This is a genomic window from Corallococcus sp. CA041A, from assembly GCF_003612075.1.
GTDB lineage: Bacteria > Myxococcota > Myxococcia > Myxococcales > Myxococcaceae > Corallococcus > Corallococcus exiguus.
On the sequence record NZ_RAWF01000209.1, the window covers coordinates 1 to 17,578 of the forward strand.

At 70.1% G+C, this 17,578-nt stretch carries 15 protein-coding genes and 1 pseudogene; 10 read left to right on the forward strand and 6 right to left on the reverse strand.

Annotation, left to right across the window (positions count from 1 at the left end):
- The coding region (locus D7V77_RS30260; protein WP_304485882.1) for a Clp protease N-terminal domain-containing protein at window positions 1–722 on the reverse strand (722 nt) is incomplete at its 3' end.
- A 216-nt stretch (window positions 723–938) separates the two neighbouring features.
- On the opposite strand from D7V77_RS30260, the gene D7V77_RS30265 reads away from it, so the two are divergent.
- From D7V77_RS30265 to D7V77_RS30300, 8 genes are all read left to right on the forward strand, one after another.
- A complete protein-coding gene (locus D7V77_RS30265) occupies window positions 939–1,637 on the forward strand; it encodes a YIP1 family protein (protein ID WP_120579766.1) in 699 nt (232 codons plus the stop codon).
- Complete coding sequence (locus D7V77_RS30270) at window positions 1,634–2,959, forward strand: TolC family protein (RefSeq protein ID WP_120579767.1); 1,326 nt, start codon at window positions 1,634–1,636, stop codon at window positions 2,957–2,959. The genes D7V77_RS30265 and D7V77_RS30270 overlap by 4 nt, the downstream gene beginning before the upstream one ends.
- On the forward strand, window positions 2,956–4,209 hold the full coding sequence (locus tag D7V77_RS30275; protein WP_120579768.1) for an efflux RND transporter periplasmic adaptor subunit: 1,254 nt from the start codon (window positions 2,956–2,958) through the stop codon (window positions 4,207–4,209). Before D7V77_RS30270 ends, D7V77_RS30275 begins: the two co-directional genes overlap by 4 nt.
- Window positions 4,206–4,961 carry an ABC transporter ATP-binding protein gene (locus tag D7V77_RS30280; RefSeq protein ID WP_120579769.1) on the forward strand — a complete coding sequence of 252 codons (756 nt, stop codon included), beginning with the start codon at window positions 4,206–4,208 and terminating at the stop codon, window positions 4,959–4,961. Before D7V77_RS30275 ends, D7V77_RS30280 begins: the two co-directional genes overlap by 4 nt.
- Entirely contained in the window at window positions 4,958–6,196 is a 1,239-nt protein-coding gene (locus D7V77_RS30285; RefSeq protein ID WP_120579770.1) for an ABC transporter permease, read from the forward strand. Before D7V77_RS30280 ends, D7V77_RS30285 begins: the two co-directional genes overlap by 4 nt.
- 4 nt (window positions 6,197–6,200) lie before the next feature.
- The gene (locus D7V77_RS30290; protein ID WP_120579771.1) at window positions 6,201–7,430 is read left to right on the forward strand and encodes an ABC transporter permease; all 1,230 of its coding nucleotides are present in this window, start codon (window positions 6,201–6,203) and stop codon (window positions 7,428–7,430) included.
- A gap of 9 nt (window positions 7,431–7,439) precedes the next feature.
- Window positions 7,440–9,095, forward strand: coding sequence for a HEAT repeat domain-containing protein (locus tag D7V77_RS30295; RefSeq protein WP_120579772.1), 1,656 nt, complete (start codon window positions 7,440–7,442; stop codon window positions 9,093–9,095).
- A 76-nt stretch (window positions 9,096–9,171) separates the two neighbouring features.
- Window positions 9,172–9,750, forward strand: a complete 579-nt coding sequence (locus D7V77_RS30300) for a GNAT family N-acetyltransferase (RefSeq protein ID WP_120579773.1) — start codon at window positions 9,172–9,174, stop codon at window positions 9,748–9,750.
- 2 nt (window positions 9,751–9,752) lie between these two features.
- Here the strand turns inward: D7V77_RS30300 and D7V77_RS30305 are convergent, their stop codons facing one another.
- Both D7V77_RS30305 and D7V77_RS30310 read right to left on the reverse strand, forming a co-directional pair.
- On the reverse strand, window positions 9,753–11,435 hold the full coding sequence (locus D7V77_RS30305; RefSeq protein ID WP_147452209.1) for a tetratricopeptide repeat protein: 1,683 nt from the start codon (window positions 11,433–11,435) through the stop codon (window positions 9,753–9,755).
- A gap of 224 nt (window positions 11,436–11,659) precedes the next feature.
- Window positions 11,660–12,073 (reverse strand): hypothetical protein, encoded by a 414-nt coding sequence (locus D7V77_RS30310; RefSeq protein WP_120579775.1) that lies wholly within the window; start codon window positions 12,071–12,073, stop codon window positions 11,660–11,662.
- Window positions 12,074–12,467: 394 nt separating this feature from the next.
- On the opposite strand from D7V77_RS30310, the gene D7V77_RS30315 reads away from it, so the two are divergent.
- Entirely contained in the window at window positions 12,468–14,384 is a 1,917-nt protein-coding gene (locus D7V77_RS30315; protein ID WP_120579776.1) for a thiamine pyrophosphate-binding protein, read from the forward strand.
- A gap of 5 nt (window positions 14,385–14,389) precedes the next feature.
- Window positions 14,390–15,355 (forward strand): 3-oxoacyl-[acyl-carrier-protein] synthase III C-terminal domain-containing protein, encoded by a 966-nt coding sequence (locus tag D7V77_RS30320; RefSeq protein WP_120579777.1) that lies wholly within the window; start codon window positions 14,390–14,392, stop codon window positions 15,353–15,355.
- Between the two features lie 12 nt (window positions 15,356–15,367).
- Here the strand turns inward: D7V77_RS30320 and D7V77_RS30325 are convergent, their stop codons facing one another.
- The 3 genes and pseudogenes from D7V77_RS30325 to D7V77_RS43885 all read right to left on the reverse strand — a co-directional run.
- Complete coding sequence (locus D7V77_RS30325; RefSeq protein WP_120579778.1) at window positions 15,368–16,192, reverse strand: hypothetical protein; 825 nt, start codon at window positions 16,190–16,192, stop codon at window positions 15,368–15,370.
- Window positions 16,193–16,203: 11 nt separating this feature from the next.
- A complete protein-coding gene (locus D7V77_RS30330) occupies window positions 16,204–17,025 on the reverse strand; it encodes a hypothetical protein (protein WP_120579779.1) in 822 nt (273 codons plus the stop codon).
- A gap of 52 nt (window positions 17,026–17,077) precedes the next feature.
- Window positions 17,078–17,578: pseudogene (locus tag D7V77_RS43885) on the reverse strand (hypothetical protein); the annotation flags it as partial.

Here is a 17,578-nt window from a genome sequence, read left to right on the forward strand (position 1 = left end):
TGTACCGCACGGGCGACCGGGGCCGGCGGCGCGGGAGGCGCCATGCGCGGCATCGGCGGAGGCGGGGCTTCCGAGACGGCGTCCTGCGTCACGTCGTCCTCGTCCACGTCGATGAGATCTCTCGGCGACAGCGCGGGCGTCGAGCGCGCGGCTGGCGGCGGAGTCGTCACCGGGGGCGTCATCACCGGAGCCGGCGCGGGGGCCGGACGCGGCACGCTCAGCGCGAACGTGGAGGAGGGAAGGGGAGACGGCGGCGCGCCCACCGGACGGCTCACCGGCGCGCGCGTGGCCACGGCCTGGCCATAGCCCGGCTGGAGCCGACGTGGCAGGCCGCCACTGGTGGAATAGGCGAGCGCCGTGTTGGACAGGGAGATGAGGTCCAACCCCGTCCGCCCCAGCAGGTCGCTCGCGGCGCAGCGCTTGCGGATGATGGCGATGAGCAGGTGCAGGCAGTCCGCCTCGCCCGCACGGAAGGTGCTGGCCAGCTCGCGGGCGCGCGCGGTCAACTCCTGCACCACGTTGCCCGTCTCCGCCGGGGCCTCCGTGATGAGTTGGAGGAGCGCGTCCTCGTCCACGCCCTTCTCCTTCAGGAGGAGCTGGGCACGGTTCTCCACCGTGAAGAGCGCCAGCAACACGTGGGCCGACGTGGGCTTCTGGGCGACGCTGCGGGCGATGTCATGCGCCTCATGGAGAACCTGGGCGAGATCCGTGCTGTCGACCATTCATGCTCCGGCAAGCGTCCAGCCGAGCGGAATACACCGTCCGCCGCTCCGCCGCAAAATTTAGGCTACAGACCGCTACAGGATGGATGCAAGGCAGGGTAAACCTTGGGCCGCGGCCGGATTTCGGTTGGCTGCCCGCCCGTTTCCCGACTCAATTCAAGGGACCGGGCAATCACTCCGGGAGGGCTGCGTAATCCGCCCAGAGACCCCATCCCTATGACCTCCCTTGCTCAACCGGCGCGCGTCTTCGTGGACCCTCTTGGGGGGATGCGCGCCGCCGTCGAGGCCCGGCGTTGGCTGTGGCCCCTCCTCATCCTCGCCTTCTGCGTCGCCATCTCCGGCACCGTCTACGCGCTGCGCTGGGACGCCACCGCCTCCATCGTGAGCGCCCTGCCCACGGACTCGACCGCGTCCAGCGTGTCCGAGTCCGACATCGCCGAGCAGATTCAGACGGCGTCGCGCAAGGCGCTGGTGGGAGGCATCGCCAAGGGCCTCATCGTGATGCCCCTGATGGTGCTGGCGCTCGCGTGCATCCTCTGGGTCGCGGCCTGGCTCTTCAACAAGCCCGCGGCCTTCGGGCAGCTGATGACGGCCGCCGCGGTGGCGCTGCTGCCCATCGCGCTGTACCACCTCATCTACGCGCTGTGCGCGGGCTACCAGCACTCGCTCACCGACCTGCGCGCGGAGCGGCTCGTGCCCTCCAGTCTGGCCCTGCTGGACGGCCTGACGCCGAAGATGCAGCGCGTGCTCAAGGGCGTGGACTTCTTCAACCTGTGGAGCGTGGGCCTGCTGGGAGTGGGCTTCTCCACCGCCACCGGCATGCGCCTCGGGCGCGCGCTGGTGCTCATCGGGGTGATGTACCTCATGTACGTGGGTGTCTTCTTCATCGGCCTGCCGGCGGGAGGTGCGCAGTGAGCGCCTTCCTCGTTGTCGCGACGCTGCTCACCGCCACGCCCATCACGCTGGAGGAGACGCGCCAGCTGGGCCGCAAGAACACCCAGGCGCTCCAGGCCGCGTTGGACGTCGCCGTGGCCCAGGAGGACCAGCGCGTGGCGCGCTCCGGCCTCCTGCCGCAGGTGCAGCTCAACCTGGGCCCCAGCCTGGACTACGTGGGCCGGCGACGGCAGGTCTTCACCGTCCCCATCAGTGAGACGGAGACCGTCACGCGGGAGGTGGTGGCTACCTCCAACACGGCGGACAGCTACTTCGCGTCCCTGGGCGTGTCGCAGGTCATCTACAACCGGGGCCTCTGGAAGCAGCTGGAGCAGGCGGGCGTCAACGTGGACGCCACGCGCAACCAGTCCATTGAAGAGTCGGACACCTCCGAGCTGGAGGCCATCCGCCGCTTCTTCAACCTGTTCCTGTCGCAGGCCACGCTGGGCGTGCTCAACGCCACCGCGAAGCAAAGCGAGGAGCAGCTGGCGCGTGCGCGCGCCCTCTTCCAGGCGGGCCGCGTGGGCAAGTCCGAGGAGATCGCCGCCCAGGTCAACCTGGGCAACGACCGCATCAACATCGTGCAGCGCCAGAACCAGCTGGTGGCGGACCAGGTGCAGCTGGCCGTGTGGCTGGCGCGCCCCGGCACGGAGCTGCTCCAGGCGGTGGACCCCGGCGTGTTCCAGCAGGAGCCCGCGCCGGCGCCCGCCCTGGATGACGCCATCAAGACGGCCCGCGAGCACCGCGCCCTGCTCAAGGCGCTCCAGCAGCGCGTGCAGGTGGCGGAGCTGCAGCGGGCCATCGTGCAGGGGGACTACATCCCCCGCGTGGGCCTGTCCGCGCGGTACTCGCACAACAGCCAGGACCTGGGCCCGTTCTTCAGCGAGCCCGGCTACGGCAACATCTTCAACGGCGGCGTCACGCTGACGTGGGACCTGTTCAACGGCTTCAACACGGATGCCCAGTCCGCGCGCGCCCAGGTCAACATCCGCAAGGCGGAGCTGACGTTCGCGCAGACGGCGCGGGAGCTGGAGGCGGAGGTGCGCCGCTCCCACCAGGTGCTGGAAGGACAGATTGCCTCCGCGAAGCTCGCGACGGACAACCGCGCGGTCGCCCAACAGGGCCTGGCCCTGGCGGAGGAGCGCTTCCGCGCGGGCGCCGGCTCCACGCTGGACGTGCGAGACGCGCAGCTCAAGTTGACCCAGGCGGAGCTGGTGTTGCTCCAGAGCCGCATCGATGTCGAAATCGCCCGCTATGCCCTGTTCCGGGCCATGGGCACGCTGAACCCGGGAGACTCACAATGACGTGGTGGAAGGCGGCAATCGCCGGCGCGCTGTTGCTTGGAGCGGTGGCCATCACCGTGGGCGGCCTGCGGGACCGGCCGCCCCCGACGCAGGAAGTCCAGATGGCCAAGGCCCGCAAGGGCACCATCACCCGCACCATCACCGGCGCGGGCAAGGTGCAGGCGGCCACCACGGTGAAGATCTCCTCCAACCTGTCCGGCGACCTCGTCGCCCTCAAGGTGAAGGACGGTGACCCCATCACCAAGGGGCAGGTGCTGGGGCAGATCGACAAGCGCTACTACGAGGCGGCCGTGAAGCAGGCCACCGCGTCCCGCGACGCCGCCCGCTCCGAGGTCCAGGTGTCGGAGGTGGACACCTCGCGCCAGCGCGCGGAGCTGGGCCGCGTGAAGGGGCTCGCGGAGAAGGGGCTCGCGTCCGCCGCGGAGGTGGAGCAGGCCCAGGCCGTGGCGGACACCGCCGCGGCGCGCCTCGCGGCCGCCAAGCAGCGCGTGGCCCAGAGCAGCGCCGTGCTGGAGCAGGCCTCCACGGACCTGGCGCGCACCACGCTCCTGTCCCCCATCGACGGCAACGTGATTGAGCTGACGCGTGAAGTGGGCGAGCGCGTGCGCGGCTCCGACTTCTCCGAGGACGTGGTGATGACCATCGCCGCGCTCAACCAGATGGAGGTGAAGTTCGAGGTGGGTGAGCACGAGGTCGTCCACCTGAAGTACGGCCAGCCCGCGGAGGTGACGCTGGACGCGCTGGAGGGCCAGTCCTTCACCGGCACCGTGGTGGAGATCGCCCAGAAGGCCACCATCAAGAACCCGGGCACGGAGGCCGAAGTGACGAGCTTCCCCATCACCGTCGCCCTGGACGCGCGTCCGCCGGGCGTGCTCCCCGGCATGAGCGCCGAGGCGCGCATCAGCGCGGAGACGCACAACGACGCGGTGCTGGTGCCCATCCAGGCCGTCACGGTGCGCGCGGAGCGCTCGCTGCCGGACTACCAGGCGCCGGTGGAGGGCACGTCCCTCACCGCCAAGCGCCGCACGGAGTCGCTGGCCAAGGTCGTGTTCGTGGTGGACAACGACAACAAGGCGCAGGTGCGCCGCGTGCGCACCGGCATCGCCTCCGACACGGAGCTGGAGGTGCTGGAGGGCCTGCAGGTCGGGGACCGCGTGGTGGAAGGCCCCTACCGCACGCTGTCCAAGGAGCTGTCCCACGGGGACGCGGTGCGCGAGCCGGAGAAGGCCGCGGCGAAGGGCAAGTCGTGACGTCGGCCCCTGCACCGGACGCGGGCCCCCTCATCCAGGTGGAGGGGCTCACGCGGGCCTTCTTCGTGGGCGGTGAAGAGGTGCGCGCGCTGCGCGGCGTGTCCTTTGGCATCCAGCGGGGGGAGTGGGTGGCCATCATCGGCCAGTCCGGATCCGGCAAGAGCACGCTCATGAACGTGCTGGGCTGCCTGGATACGCCCACGAGCGGCCGCTACATGCTCAACGGCAAGGACGTGTCGAGCATGGACGACGACGACCTGGCCGTCATCCGCAACGTGGAGATCGGCTTCATCTTCCAGACGTTCCAGCTGCTGCCCCGGGAGACGGCGCTCGCCAACGTGGAGCTGCCGCTGGTGTACCGGGGCATGGGCGCGAAGGAGCGGCGCGAGCGGGCGAAGGCGGCGCTGGACAAGGTGCAGCTCACGCACCGCATGCACCACCGGCCCAACGAGCTGTCGGGCGGTCAGCGCCAGCGCGTGGCCATCGCGCGGGCGCTGGTGTCGGAGCCGTCCATGCTCCTGGCGGACGAGCCCACGGGCAACCTGGACTCGGCCACCGGCGAGGAGATCGTCAAGCTCTTCGAGCAGCTGCACCGCGCGGGGCACACGCTGGTGCTCGTCACGCACGAGCCCAAGCTGGCCGCGCGCTGTCCCCGGGCCATCCGGTTGAGCGACGGGGAGATCGTCGCGGACGGGCCGGGGCCGGAGGTGGCGCTGGGTGTGCACGCGGCACCCCAGGCGGGCACCGCGTGAGCTTCCGGAAGGGCTTCCGCGTGGACGTGCTGGAGGGGGCCCGCATCGCGGTGTTCTCCCTCCGGGCGAACCGGATGCGCACGGTGCTCACGACCTTGGGCATCGGCATTGGCGTGGCGACGCTCCTGGCCATTGTCGGCATCATCCAGGGGCTCAACGCGTCGTTCGACAAGCAGCTGGCCACGCTGGGCGCGAACACGATCTTCATCTCCAAGTACCCCTGGATGGTGAAGGGCAACTGGTGGCTCTACCGCAACCGGAAGAACTTCACGCTGGAGCAGGTGGCGCAGCTGCGCGCCCAGGCGGACTTCATCACCGCCATCTCCCCGGCGGTGCTGCGCACGTCCGACGTGTCGCACGGCGCCCTCCAGGTCTCCAACGTGCGCATCAACGGCGTGTGGAGCGACTACCTGGCCATCGGCAACTACGAGGTGGTGTCCGGACGCTTCCTCACCCGCGCGGACGAAGAGGTGAACCGGGCGGTGACGGTGCTGGGCGCGGACGTGGCCGCCTCGCTCTTTCCCAGCATCAGCCCGCTGGGGCAGACCGTGCGCATCGACGGGCGGCCCTTCCAGGTGGTGGGCACGCTGGGGCGCAAGGGGAAGGTCGTGGCGGAGAACATGGACATGTCCGTGTTCATGCCGTTCAAGACCTTCAACTCCAACTTCGGCAAGGGGCGGCCCATGCAGATCGCCATCGCCGTGGCGGACGCGGGGCAGATGGCGAAGGTGGAGGACCAGCTGGTGGGCATCATGCGGCGCGTGCGCGCGACGCCGCCGGGCCAGCCGGATGACTTCAACGTCAACCGGACGGACTCGCTCGCGGCGACCTACGAGCAGCTCACCGGCGCGCTCTACGCGGTGGCCACGGGCGTGGGACTGATCACCCTGTTGGTGGGCGGCATCGGCATCATGAACATCATGCTGGTGTCGGTGCGTGAGCGGACGCGGGAGATTGGGGTCCGCAGGGCGCTGGGCGCGCGCCAGCGCACCATCGTGCTCCAGTTCCTGATGGAGGCCTCCAGCGTGTCCGCGGTGGGGGGCTTGTTGGGGACGACGGTGGGGCTGGGCACGGCGAAGATCGTGTCACTGGTGACGCCGCTGGCGGCGGACGTGCGCCCGGGCACGGTGGTGGGCGGGGTGGCGTTCGCGGCGTTGGTGGGCCTGCTGTTCGGCATCTGGCCGGCCGCGCGTGCGGCCCGGCTGGACCCGGTGGAAGCGCTCCGCTACGAATAGGGCAATGCGGGCCTTCCTGGACAACTTGCGGCTGGCGCTCGGCACCTTCCTGGGCAACCCGCTGCGCTCGCTCCTGACGCTGGTGGGCATCGTCATCGGCGTGGCCACCGTCATCACGATGATGGCCCTCATCGAGGGCCTCCGCGAACAGGTGAACAAGAACCTGGGCAGCCTGGGCGCGCACACCTTCGAGGTGACGAAGTGGCCCACCGGCTTCGGCCGCATCAACTGGGCGAAGTACGCCAAGCGCAAGGACCTGCTCGGCGACGACGTGCGCGCCATCATGGAGTCGTGTCCCTCCGTGAGCGCGGCCACGCCCCTGGCCCAGGAGTGGGGCAAGAAGCTGACCACGGCGTTCCGGGAGACGCCTCCTTCGGTGAGCATCCTGGGCACGGAGCCCACGTACCTGGAGACGAGCGGCGTCGTCGTGGCGACCGGCCGCTTCTTCAACGAGACGGAGACGCTGGACGGCCGCCCGGTGATGGTCATTGGCGTGGACCTGGCGGACACGCTCTTCCCGGGCATGAACCCGGTGGGCTCCGAGGTGCGGCTGCAGGGCCGGCCGTTCCAGGTGATTGGCGTGCTGCAGAAGCGCGGCAGCGTCATGGGGATGGCCAGCCAGGACAACCAGGCCATCCTGCCCATGCGCGCCTTCCAGCAGTTCTACGGCAAGAACCGCTCGGTGGAGATCGACATCCAGGCGCGCGACGGGGCGTCGTTCCAGAAGGCGCAGGACGAAGTGGTGAACCTGATGCGCCGCCGCCGGGGCCTCACGCCGCAGGAGCCGAACGACTTCGAGCTGCACACCAACGAGTCCATGACGGCGTCCTTCAACGAGCTGTCCCAGGTCATCGCGCTCGCGGGCGTGGGCGTGTGCCTGCTGTCGCTGGTGGTGGGCGGCATCGGCATCCTGAACATCATGCTGATGTCGGTGACGGAGCGGACGCGGGAGATTGGCATCCGCAAGGCGCTGGGCGCGCGCCGCCGCCGCATCCTGGGTCAGTTCGCCACGGAGGCGGTGATGCTGTCGCTCGTGGGTGGGGTGCTGGGGCTGGGGCTGGGCTTCGGGTTCGTCTTCCTGGGCAAGTGGGTGCTGCTGTTCCCCATGAGCGTGCCGGCGTGGGCCGTGGCGCTGTCGCTGGGGATGAGCTGCGGCGTGGGGCTTCTCTTCGGCATCTACCCGGCGTCGCGCGCGGCGCGGCTGGATCCGGTGGAGGCGATGCGCGCGGAGTAGGGAGCCGGGATGGGTGACGCACTGGCGGAGGCGCGGCGGCAGGCCTCCGGAGACGACCTCGCTTCGCTGCGCAGGCTGGACGCGCTGATGGTGCGCTCGGGCTTCCGGCACGCGGACCGCACGCCCCGGGAGTGGGTGGCGGAGCTGGTGGCGCAGGGACGGTTGCGGAGGGGAGACACGTACGACGCGCACGAAGCGCTGAGGGCCATTGGCCTGGGGGCGGTGCCCGCGCTGCTGGAGGTGCTGGCGAATCCCCAACTGGCGGAGAAGGAGTCCGCGGACGCGAACATCCGCTTGAACGTGCTCGAGGCGTTGATGGCGCCGAGCCCGCCGCCCCGGTGCGCGGTGCCCGCCGTGATGGGGCTCTTGTCCCGGCCGAGCGCTCGGGTCCAGCGGCAGGCGATGCGGGCCCTGGTGTATCTGCGTCCCCGGCCCACCCGGCTCGCGGTGAAGCTGTTGCTGGAGGCCTGCCAGGACAAGACGCAGTGGCAGGCGCGAGCGACGGCGCTGGACGCGCTCGCGACGCTGGACGGTCCCGTCCCGGACGACGTGCTGCACGAAGCCCTGAAGAGGCTGTCGGACGAGAGTCCCTACGTCCGCCGCTCCGCGCTGCGCCTGCTGGGCCGGTGCACCCCGCCTTCCGAGGCGGTGCTTCACGCGCTGGAGGAGCAGGTGGTGCTGGACGACGAGAGCCGCGTCGTCGCCCTCCAGGTGTTGTCCTGGCTGTCGCCCTCGCGTGCGCTGCCCCTGCTGGACAAGACGGCGCGGGGACTGGTGGGCCTGCTTCCGAATGACCGGGACGGAGCTCGGCAGGGGCTCTTCGCGCTCCATCTGCTCGCGGGGATGGGGGCGCGGGCCCGGCCGGCGGTGGGCCTGCTGCGGCGCGTGGTGACGCATGCCGTGAAGCGGGGACATGGAGATCCCTTTACCTGGCGCATGCGCGTGCACGCCGAGTCGGTGGCGGACGCCATCGTCCGGAGTGTCCCGTTGCCCGTGGAGGCGCGCACCGCGGGGCCGGGCTCGCCGCGACTGGCCCTGGCGCTCGCGGGGCCGGGGCCGCTGCCGGTGGACGCGGAGCATCCGGACTCCGCCCGACTGCAGGCCTGGGTGGATTCGCTGGGGCCGCTGAGCCAGGAGGAGGAGGTCCGGTTGTGCGTGGCGGTGGCGCGCGTCGCGGCGCGTGTCTGGGACAGGCATGGGCCGGAGAACGACGGCGCGCAGTCGGCCCTCCTCGCGCTGGAGGAGTGGGTCCTCGCTCCGGATGAGGCGCATCAGCGCAAGGCGATGGAGATCGGCTTGTTCGTCCCCAGCCAGCTCCTGGCGTCGGAGTTGTTCAACGCGGCGTGGTGCCTCCATTACGCGACGCTGATGGTGGCGGACGCCGAAAAGCGGCACGTGGGCTTTACCGGCCTCACGCCCAGGGAACCCGAGCACCTGTTGGCGACGTGTGCCTTCGCCGCGTACCGGGCGCTGAGGAGCGGCGCCTGCATGACCGTGGACGAGGGGTGGAGGGACTCCACCCTCACCAGGACGCGCACGTCCGACGAGGCGCTGGCCTTCCTCCACCGGGTGATGGTGGACGAGGTGCTGCCGTGGGCGCGGGGGGAGTGGGATCCGATTGGCGACGTCCTGCGAGAGCGGCGCCGGCTGCTGACGGAAGAGTGAACACGCCATCGTCATGGCGGTGATGGCGCTCACCCGGTAGGGTGATCCCGTCCCTACCGAAGGGGGCCTGCACCGCATGTCCATGTCCTACGCCACGCTGCCGCTGCCCGTCGTCCCCACGCCGTTCCGGCTTCGCGTCTTCACACCCGAGGACATGGACGGCGTCATCGCGCTGTACTCGCATCCGGAGGTGGCACGGAGCCTCAACTTCACGGTGCCCGTGCCGCGCGAGACGCTGCACCAGAAGCTGACCGGCGACCTGGAGGCGATGCGCCAGGGCAAGGGCATCCGGTGGGTGCTGTCGAAGGAAGACGACCCGACGCCCCTGGGCTACATGACGCTCTTCAACTGGAGCCAGAAGGATCGCCGAGCGGAGGTGGGCTACATGGTGGGGCGCTCACTGTGGGGGCAGGGCGTGATGTCGGGCATCCTGCCCGCGCTGATCCGCTTCGGCTTCGAGCACCTGAACCTGCACCGCATCGAAGGCATGGTGAACACCCGCAACAGCGCGTCGAGCAAGGCGCTGACGCGCGTGGGCTTCCAGCAGGAAGGCGTGATGCGCGGCTACCAGGTCGATGGGAACGGGGGCGGGTTCAACGACATCATCCTGCTCGCTCTGCTCGAGGACGCCTGGCGCGCGTCCGTCGCGACGTAGGCTCACGGCAGGTCGCGCGCGAACTGTTCGCGGTAGCGGGCTTGGAGCGTCTTCAACTGGCGGGTGCCCCGGTATTCGCGCGCGAGCAGGTGCCACGCCTCCGTGCGTGAAGGCTCCAGGGCGATGACCCGCTCCAGGTGCTTGCGTGCGCGCGCATGCGCACGGGTGTTCGTCGCGAGCACGCCGAGCAGCAGGTGCGCCTGCACCGCATCGTCCCGGAACGCGAGCACCCGCTCACAGGCGGTGCGCGCAGGGCCCAGGCGCCCCTGGAGCAGGTGCAGCTCGCATTGCAGGAGCGTGACGGAGGGACTCGCCGGATACGCTTGCGCCAGCGCGGCGATGCGCTCACGCGCGGACTTAGAGGAGCCGGCATGCAGCAGCGCCTCCACGTCGGACACCGCGCGCACGAGGGCTCCCTCTCGCGCGGGATCGACGACAGCGGTGCTCGCATCAGACCGGGCCGGCAGCGCCACCTGTCTTCGGAGACGGGCCGCCTGTTCCAGCACGGCCGCGGAAGCCGCCAGTCCCTGTGCCCGCACCGCGGTCTCCTCCGCCCACGTCACGCAGTGGGCACGCAGGAAGAGGCCCGCCAGGTCCGCCCACTGCGCGGGCTCCACGTCCGCACGGGCCTCCAGGTTCGTCCTCGCAACCACCAGACTGTCCCGGGCCTCGTCGAAGCGGCCCGCGTGCAGGTGGAGCAGCGCGACGTTCATGCGCAGGGAGGGCTCGCGGGGAAACCGCGCGATGGCCCGCTCACAGCGCTCACGCGTGGCGTCCAGCCCCGCCGTGAGGTGCACGGCGAGGTAGCACGCCAGCAGCTGCACGCGTTCGTTCTGGGGATGCCGCACGGCCAGCGGCTCCAATGCCTCCGCGGCCACCTCCGGCCGGCCCGCCTTCTCCAGTGCGATGACCTCCGCCAGCCGTTGCCGCTCCAGCGGTGTCAGCGAGCGGGGCGTGCCCTCCGGGCCCAACACGACAGCGGAGGTGCGCACGCGCTCCGTCCATTCGAGGAGGAAGTCCCGCTCCGGCCCTTCCCACGCCGGGCCTGTCATCGCCTCCACCGTCACGCGGAGCTCACGGGCCCAGGCCTTCTGCGCCTCCAGCTCCACGCGCGCACCGGGCAGGTGCCTGAGTCCCGCGCCCAGCAGCGCGAGCGTCCGCGCATCGAAGGCCGTCTGGCCCGCGTCGTACTTCGGCGACATCCATCCCAGTCCATCGCGCACGTGCGGCGCGCCCAGGGTATGCGCCCACTCGTGCAGCAGGACCGCCACCTCCAGCCGCTGCCGCGCCTCCGCTGGCAGCTCTCCTCTCAGTCCGCGCAACACGCAGTGCCGCCCCAGCACGCGCGCGAAGCCCAGCTCGTGCTGCGCACCGCTGAACGTCGCGGGCGCCGCCACCAGACCCACGACGAGGTCCACGTCCTCGCCCGCGTCCACTTCCTCCAGTGCGTCCAGCACCGGCTCCAGCGGACCGTCCGAGCCGCGCCGATCCCATGCACGCGCGGACTCCAGCTCGAACGTGATGCCCAGGGGGCCGCGCACCGACTCGCTCGCGCGCTGGAGCCATCCGGCGACGGCCCGTTCCCAATGGAGCCCCCGCGCACGGTGGTCCACGTCCGCGTACACGCGGACCCGCAACACCTTCGCCGTAGGGGCAGGGGAGGAAACCGCTGACAGGGAACTCATCGCTCGCGCGGTGTCACGCGACTGTGACGGAGCGGCGCAGCGCAGTTCCAGGAATCCGGTGAGGAGGAACAGGACCGCCCTGAGCCAGCCTGGCGTCCGCGGGGACCCGGGAATCACGAACAGGACCTGGCAGGTAGAGGGGGAACAGTGCCCGCGAACGGGCGGGGGAGGCGGTGGGCCTCTACCGGAAGGAGGCTTCCACCGCCGTCACCCGGGGAACGACGTCAGGCCGCCGCGTCCTCTTCCTTCGAGGGCTCCGTGGCGTTCGTGATCCAATCGATCGCCTTGTGCTCCCAATCGGAGTCCTTCGACGCGTCGATGTAGCGCTCCCACTCGTACACGCCGCTCTGCTTGGCCATGCGCACCATCATCAGGCGGGCCACGGTGCTGTCGAGCACCACCGCCGAGCGCACCATGCCGTTCTGCCGGAGCCAGCCCATCGCCTGCTTGATGATCTCCTGGGTCTCCGGCGGGTTCGCCTTCTGGCCCCGGATGTCCACCATCAGACCGAAGGGCCGCCCACGCTTGATCGCCACCTTGGCGCGAAGGTCCTCGAACCAGACCTTGGCCTCGGCGGGGGTGATGTAGCCCGGCGCATTGAGCCGGAAGCCGTACTCCGTCCTCAGATTCTCAGCCATGAAACCCCCACGTTGTTTTTGTGGTGCACGCGCCATTCCCGTGCGACTCCGGCTGGATGGCAGCGCGCTCACGAGCCTACCCCAGTCGGCACGCGTGTGGATCCACTCCTGCCGCGCCTGCGTACGCGCGCGAGCCACGTCCTCCCCGTGAAGATGGAGACGTCTCCGGGTAAACGTGGTACTCGTCACGAAGTTTGAGAATCCAGCGTCAGGCGAACTTTCCGCTGATTTTACTTCACACTCGCTCGCTTCTCGGCTATTAAGGGGATGCAGTTTTTCAGCATCCCCGCAACACTGTCACAGGCATCGAGGTCCCCCCGGACTCGGTGGCAGCGAATCGACGCAGCATCCGCGTCGAACCTCACGGGTTCCGGGGCCTTGGAGACGTCCTTCAATGTCCAACTCCTCGTTCGCTGAGCTCCAGGCCGTTACGTCGAACACCCTGCGGAACGAGGTGCCCGTCGAGGCACTCCGGCACGAGACGCCGACCCAGGGGAAGACGAACGTGCTGGAGGCTCGTCACGGCGATCCGATCCCGATGTACGGGGACGTGAATGCGCGGGGCTTCAAGACGGTGGAGGACCTCTCGGTCGCCGACTGCGTGATCGCGCACCTGGAGGCGGAGGAGGTGGACGCGGTGTTCGGCGTCCCGGGCGGCAACATCGCCCCGTTCCAGCAGGCGCTGCGCAAGCACAAGTCCATGCGCTTCATCATCGCGTCCCACGAGGGTGGCGCGGCGTTCATGGCGGACGGTTACGCGCGCGCCACCGGCAAGCTGGGCGTGTGCATGGTGACGGCGGGCCCGGGCGCCACCAACGCGCTGACGGGCGTGGCCTCCGCGCACCTGGACGGCGTGCCCATGCTGGCCATCAGCGGCAACATCGCCACGGACCGCGTGGGCCTGATGGCCATCCAGGAGAGCAGCAGCACCCACGGCGTGAACACGGTGGAGATGTTCCGCCAGGCGTGCGCCAGCTCCTCCATCGTTCCGGACGCGCAGAGCTTCCAGCGGCTGCTGGCGCGTTCGCTGCGCACCGCGCAGGGCCTGCCCGGCGGCGCCGCGCACCTGAGCGTGCCCGCGAACATCGCGCGTCAGCCCATCCACCGCGCCTCCGTTCCCACCACGCGCGGCGCCTTCCGCGCGCGTCCGGCGACCGCGCCCTTCGAGGACCTGCGCGCCGCCTTCACGCTGCTGCGCACCGCGCGCCGCCCGCTCATCTTCCTGGGCGCGGGCGCTCGCGAGGCGATGGCGGAGCACGCCGACACGTTCACCGCGTTCGTCACCCAGCACGGCATCCCGGTGGCCACCAGCATGCGCGGCAAGGGGCTGTTCTCCGAGCGCGAGGCGCTGTCCCTGGGCGTGCTGGGCCTGGCCGGCAGCAAGCGCGCCGAGGCGTACCTGCGCGACGGCGTGGACGTGATGCTCGTCCTGGGCAGCCGCCTGGGTGAGTGGGCCTCCCGCAGCTTCCACCGCTACTTCCAGGCCATCCACCACGTCATCCAGGTGGACGTGAACGCCTCCAACATCGGCCAGTTCCTGCCGGTGCGGCTGCCCATCGTGGCGGACGTGGGCTCGGTGATGACGGGCCTGGCGGAGCTGGGGCAGATGATTGGCCCGTCCAGCGGCGCGCGCGTGCAGGAGCGCTGGGCGCAGGTGATGGCGCTGACGGAGCCCGCGCCCGTCATCCGCACCCCGCAGGACCGGGACTCGGTGAAGCCGCAGGACCTGATGGCGGAGCTCGACAAGCACCTGAGCCCGGACATGGACCTGTACATCGACATGGGCAACTGCACGGGTTGGACGTCGCACCTGCTGCACATCACGCCCCCCGCGCGCATCTTCTACCCGTGCGGCCTGTCGTCCATGGGCTGGTCCTGCGGCGCCGTCATCGGCGGCAAGGTGGGCCGGCCGGACCGCGCGGCGGTGGCCATCGTCGGCGACGGCGCGTTCCTGATGAACGGCACGGAGATGATCACCGCGTCGCGCTACCGCGTGGGGACGGTGACCATCGTCCTCAACGACAACTTCCTGGGCATGGTGAACCACGGCGAGCACGTGCAGGACCGCACGCAGCCGTTGGAGGATGACTTCTACAGCCTGGGCAACCCGGACCTGAAGGCCTTCTCCGAGTCGCTGGGCGCGCGCGCCTACACGGTGAATGGCCCCGGCCAGCTGGACGCGCTGCTGCCGGAAGTACTGCGCCGCGCGGATGAGACGGGCCAGCCGCAGGTCATCGTCGCGCACATCGACTACCGCGAGGTCCCGCCGTACGGCGACCGCTTCGCCGCGGTGGCGTCGGACGCGAAGTAGCCTCCATGACCGCCGCGACCTTCGCGCTCCTGGGAGTCGGCGCCGCTGTCCCGGAGCACGTTCGCGGCAACGACGACCCGCTGTTCGAGTCGCTGCGCCGCGCCGCCGGAAGCGGTGGGGAGCACGCGCTCTTCTACGGCAACCGCGAGCGCAGGGTGCTGGGCCAGGGCGAGTCGCTGGCCGCGCTCACCGCGAAGGCGGGCGCCGCCGCGCTCCAGGACGCGGGGCTGACGCCCGCGGACGTGGAGCGGCTGTACGGCTACGTGTCGGTGTCGGAGTTCGTCGCGCCGAACGAGTTGTACGCGGTGCACCGCGAGCTGGGCCTGTCCCAGGGCACGCTGGTGGTGCCGGTGAACGCGGACTTCGCCAACTTCCTGATGGGCATCGTGCTGGCCTGGGAGGCCCTGCGCGCGGGCACCCTCCGGCAAGCGATGGTGGCGGTGGGCTCCGCGTGGACCCGCAACGTGGACTACACACAGGGCCACGCCATTGGCATTGGCGACGGGGCGGGCGCGGTGGTGGTGGGCGCGGGTGAAGGGCTCACGCTGGTGGACTGGGGCGCGGACACCTTCAGCGACGAATACGGCGCGATGATGATGGGCCCGCGGCCGGAGTCCGGCCTGGCGCACCCTACCTACGGCATCGCCCCCGCGGCGGGCGTGAAGGCGTTCCTGCAGTCGGGGATGAACGGGCCGCCCCGGTTGGTGCAGCGGCTGCTCGCGAAGCACGGCGTGGCGCGCGAGGACGTGACGCTCATCTCCCACCAGGCCACGCGCAAGCTGATGGACCACTGGGCGCAGGAGATCCGCCCGCGCGAGTACCTGGACACCTTCGAGGAGTACGGGAACATGGTGCACGCGTCCATGCCGGTGACGCTGGCCAGGTTCCGCCGCCAGCTGCGCACGAAGTACCTGGTGATGGTCGGCCTGGGCATCGGCGCGCACCAGATGGCGTTGCTGGTGCGCGTCTAGCGGGACCGCCCGCTACTGGTCGTCGCAGGGCGTGCCCAGCCGGATGCCCGTGTAGACACCCAGCTCGTTGTAGATGAGGGGCAGGTTCTGCTCCACGGGGACGTTGCGCAGCTCCACTTCCTTGCGCGCCTTCTCGATCCAGATGGGCTTCTGCGCGCGGTCGATGACGAGCCGCAGCTGGCCCTTCTTGGTGGTGAAGATTTCGCCCTCGGAGTCCGCGACCACGTTGGTCATCTTCTGCGGCTTCAGGTCCCCACGGGGGCCGATGAACACGCGGAAGTTGCGGGACTCCGCGGACGAGGAGCCCTTGTCCACGTAGTAGTACGTGCCCTCCGAGTCACGCAGCAGCGCGTGAGGGACGAACTTCTGCGGGTTGGGCACGTAGGTGGCCTTGCGCAGCAGCTCCCGCGCCTGCGCGCCGGGGACCATCTCCAGCGCCACCTTGCGCTCGCCGCAGCGCAGGGAGCAGGTGCGCTCCTTCGTGTCCACGTTCAGCTGCGAGTGCACCCGCAGGTCCACGCCGTCGTAGTCGGCGGTGCCGCTGGGGTTGAAGAAGCGCGGATCCTGGAAGGTGGTGGCGGACAGGTTCCTGCTGCGGGGGCGCGGCACCACGACCAGGGACTTGCCGTCGCCGTAGTAGAGCTGATCCTCCAGGTCGTCAGTGTCCTCGCGGGGCACGGAGACGACGTAGTGGCCCCGGCCGTCGGTGCAGACGGCGGTGGCCTCCAGGAGCATGCGCTGGCCCAGGTTCTCCGCCTTGCCCCACGGCGGTTCGACGGCGGCGGCGGGAGTGGCGGAAAGGAGCACGGCCACGGGAAGGATGCGTTGGAAGAGCATGGTGCGCGGGCCTAGAGGTGCTTCTTGAAGTAGCGGATGGCGGCCTTCTCCTGCTGGGTCGCCTCCGGGGTGGTGGTCCACACGAAGCGGTCGCCCTGAAGCGCGGGCTCCAGCGCGGCGCCGAAGCGGCAGTCCATCTGCTTCAGGCGGGCCTTCACGGTGCCGCGGGCCTCCTCGGAGACTTCGCACAGGGCCTTCAGCGCGGTGAGGGGGAAGACGCAGTAGCGGGAGATCTTCTGGGCCTTGAGGAAGGGCTCGGTGACGGTGGTCCAGTCGATGGCGCCCGCCACGGAGGTGCCGCAGGTGGTGTTCAGCTCCTGGAGCGCTTCGGAGTAGGCCGTGTCGTGGACGGCTTCCTCCGCCTTGCGGTCGAAGGCCATCAGCTTCGCGAGCTGGCCGCTCTGGGTCTGCTGCTGGTGCTGGGCGTAAACCTCCTCCGGCTTGAGCTTCTGGGAGCGCGCCTCGTCGAACTGGACGGTGATGCCGTTGCCGGGGCCGCCGGGGAAGTACAGCTCCGTGCGCGTGCCCACGACGACGAGCGGCGAGTAGTCCTTGCCGTGCCACTGGGTGGTGTAGTTCTGGCGCCGCGTGCTGGGGCTGCTCCAGTCGTTCAGGGTGTAGGGGAGGACCAGGTTGTCCAGCACGGAGCCCGTGCCCTGGATGCGCAGGAGGAACTTCTTCTGCTCACGGGGCGCGAGGGGAACGACGGCGACCAGTTCTCCCTGCGGACCGACGAACACCTTGCCGGCTTCCACGGGAGCGGGCGGCGCGGCCCGGGCGGGCAGGGTGCCCAGAAGGGTGGCCAGCACGGCCACGGCGACGATGCATTTCATGTTGGTGTATCCCCCTCACCCGTCCGTGGTTTCGCGGACGGGCGGTGTTCGCTCACTTCGGCAATTCAATACCATTGCTCCGACATAGCTCGATGAGCCGCGCCGTCAGGTCCGACTTGGGGACTTTCGAGAGTTCAGCAGGACCGTTGACCATGTCTTTGGACTGGCACCGGAGCTTGATGGCCAGATGGTGCGCGGCCAGGTTCTTCTGAGCCGCGTAGCTGCGCTGGGCCATCCGGACACCGGTGTCCACGTCGTTCCGCGCATCCGCGGCACGGGCTTCCTTCAGCGCGCTGAGCGCGATGTCGTCGGTAGGCTCCAGGGGGATGCGCGAAGACTGCGTCTTGCCGCCAGTCTTTCCTGGAGCCTTGGTCTGCTGCACATGGGGGTCGACGTTCGCTGGCGTGCCATTACCGGCCGTCACCGCGTCCGGCGGAAGCGTCTGTGCGACGGGGGGCGGAGGCGGTTCCACAGGCGGCGGGGGCGCGTGATTCGGGCCCGCGTGCATGACCGGTGGCGGACCCTCGGGTGGCGGACCCACAGGCGGCGGGGG

Coding starts and splice junctions, on each gene's coding strand:
- D7V77_RS30325 (WP_120579778.1), bottom strand. CDS start 16,192: ATGCTCTTCCAACGCATCCTTCCCGTGGCCGTGCTCCTTTCCGCCACT.
- D7V77_RS30275 (WP_120579768.1), top strand. CDS start 2,956: ATGACGTGGTGGAAGGCGGCAATCGCCGGCGCGCTGTTGCTTGGAGCG.
- D7V77_RS30310 (WP_120579775.1), bottom strand. CDS start 12,073: ATGGCTGAGAATCTGAGGACGGAGTACGGCTTCCGGCTCAATGCGCCG.
- D7V77_RS30265 (WP_120579766.1), top strand. CDS start 939: ATGACCTCCCTTGCTCAACCGGCGCGCGTCTTCGTGGACCCTCTTGGG.
- D7V77_RS30305 (WP_147452209.1), bottom strand. CDS start 11,435: ATGAGTTCCCTGTCAGCGGTTTCCTCCCCTGCCCCTACGGCGAAGGTG.
- D7V77_RS30290 (WP_120579771.1), top strand. CDS start 6,201: ATGCGGGCCTTCCTGGACAACTTGCGGCTGGCGCTCGGCACCTTCCTG.
- D7V77_RS30315 (WP_120579776.1), top strand. CDS start 12,468: ATGTCCAACTCCTCGTTCGCTGAGCTCCAGGCCGTTACGTCGAACACC.
- D7V77_RS30300 (WP_120579773.1), top strand. CDS start 9,172: ATGTCCATGTCCTACGCCACGCTGCCGCTGCCCGTCGTCCCCACGCCG.
- D7V77_RS30295 (WP_120579772.1), top strand. CDS start 7,440: ATGGGTGACGCACTGGCGGAGGCGCGGCGGCAGGCCTCCGGAGACGAC.
- D7V77_RS30320 (WP_120579777.1), top strand. CDS start 14,390: ATGACCGCCGCGACCTTCGCGCTCCTGGGAGTCGGCGCCGCTGTCCCG.
- D7V77_RS30330 (WP_120579779.1), bottom strand. CDS start 17,025: ATGAAATGCATCGTCGCCGTGGCCGTGCTGGCCACCCTTCTGGGCACC.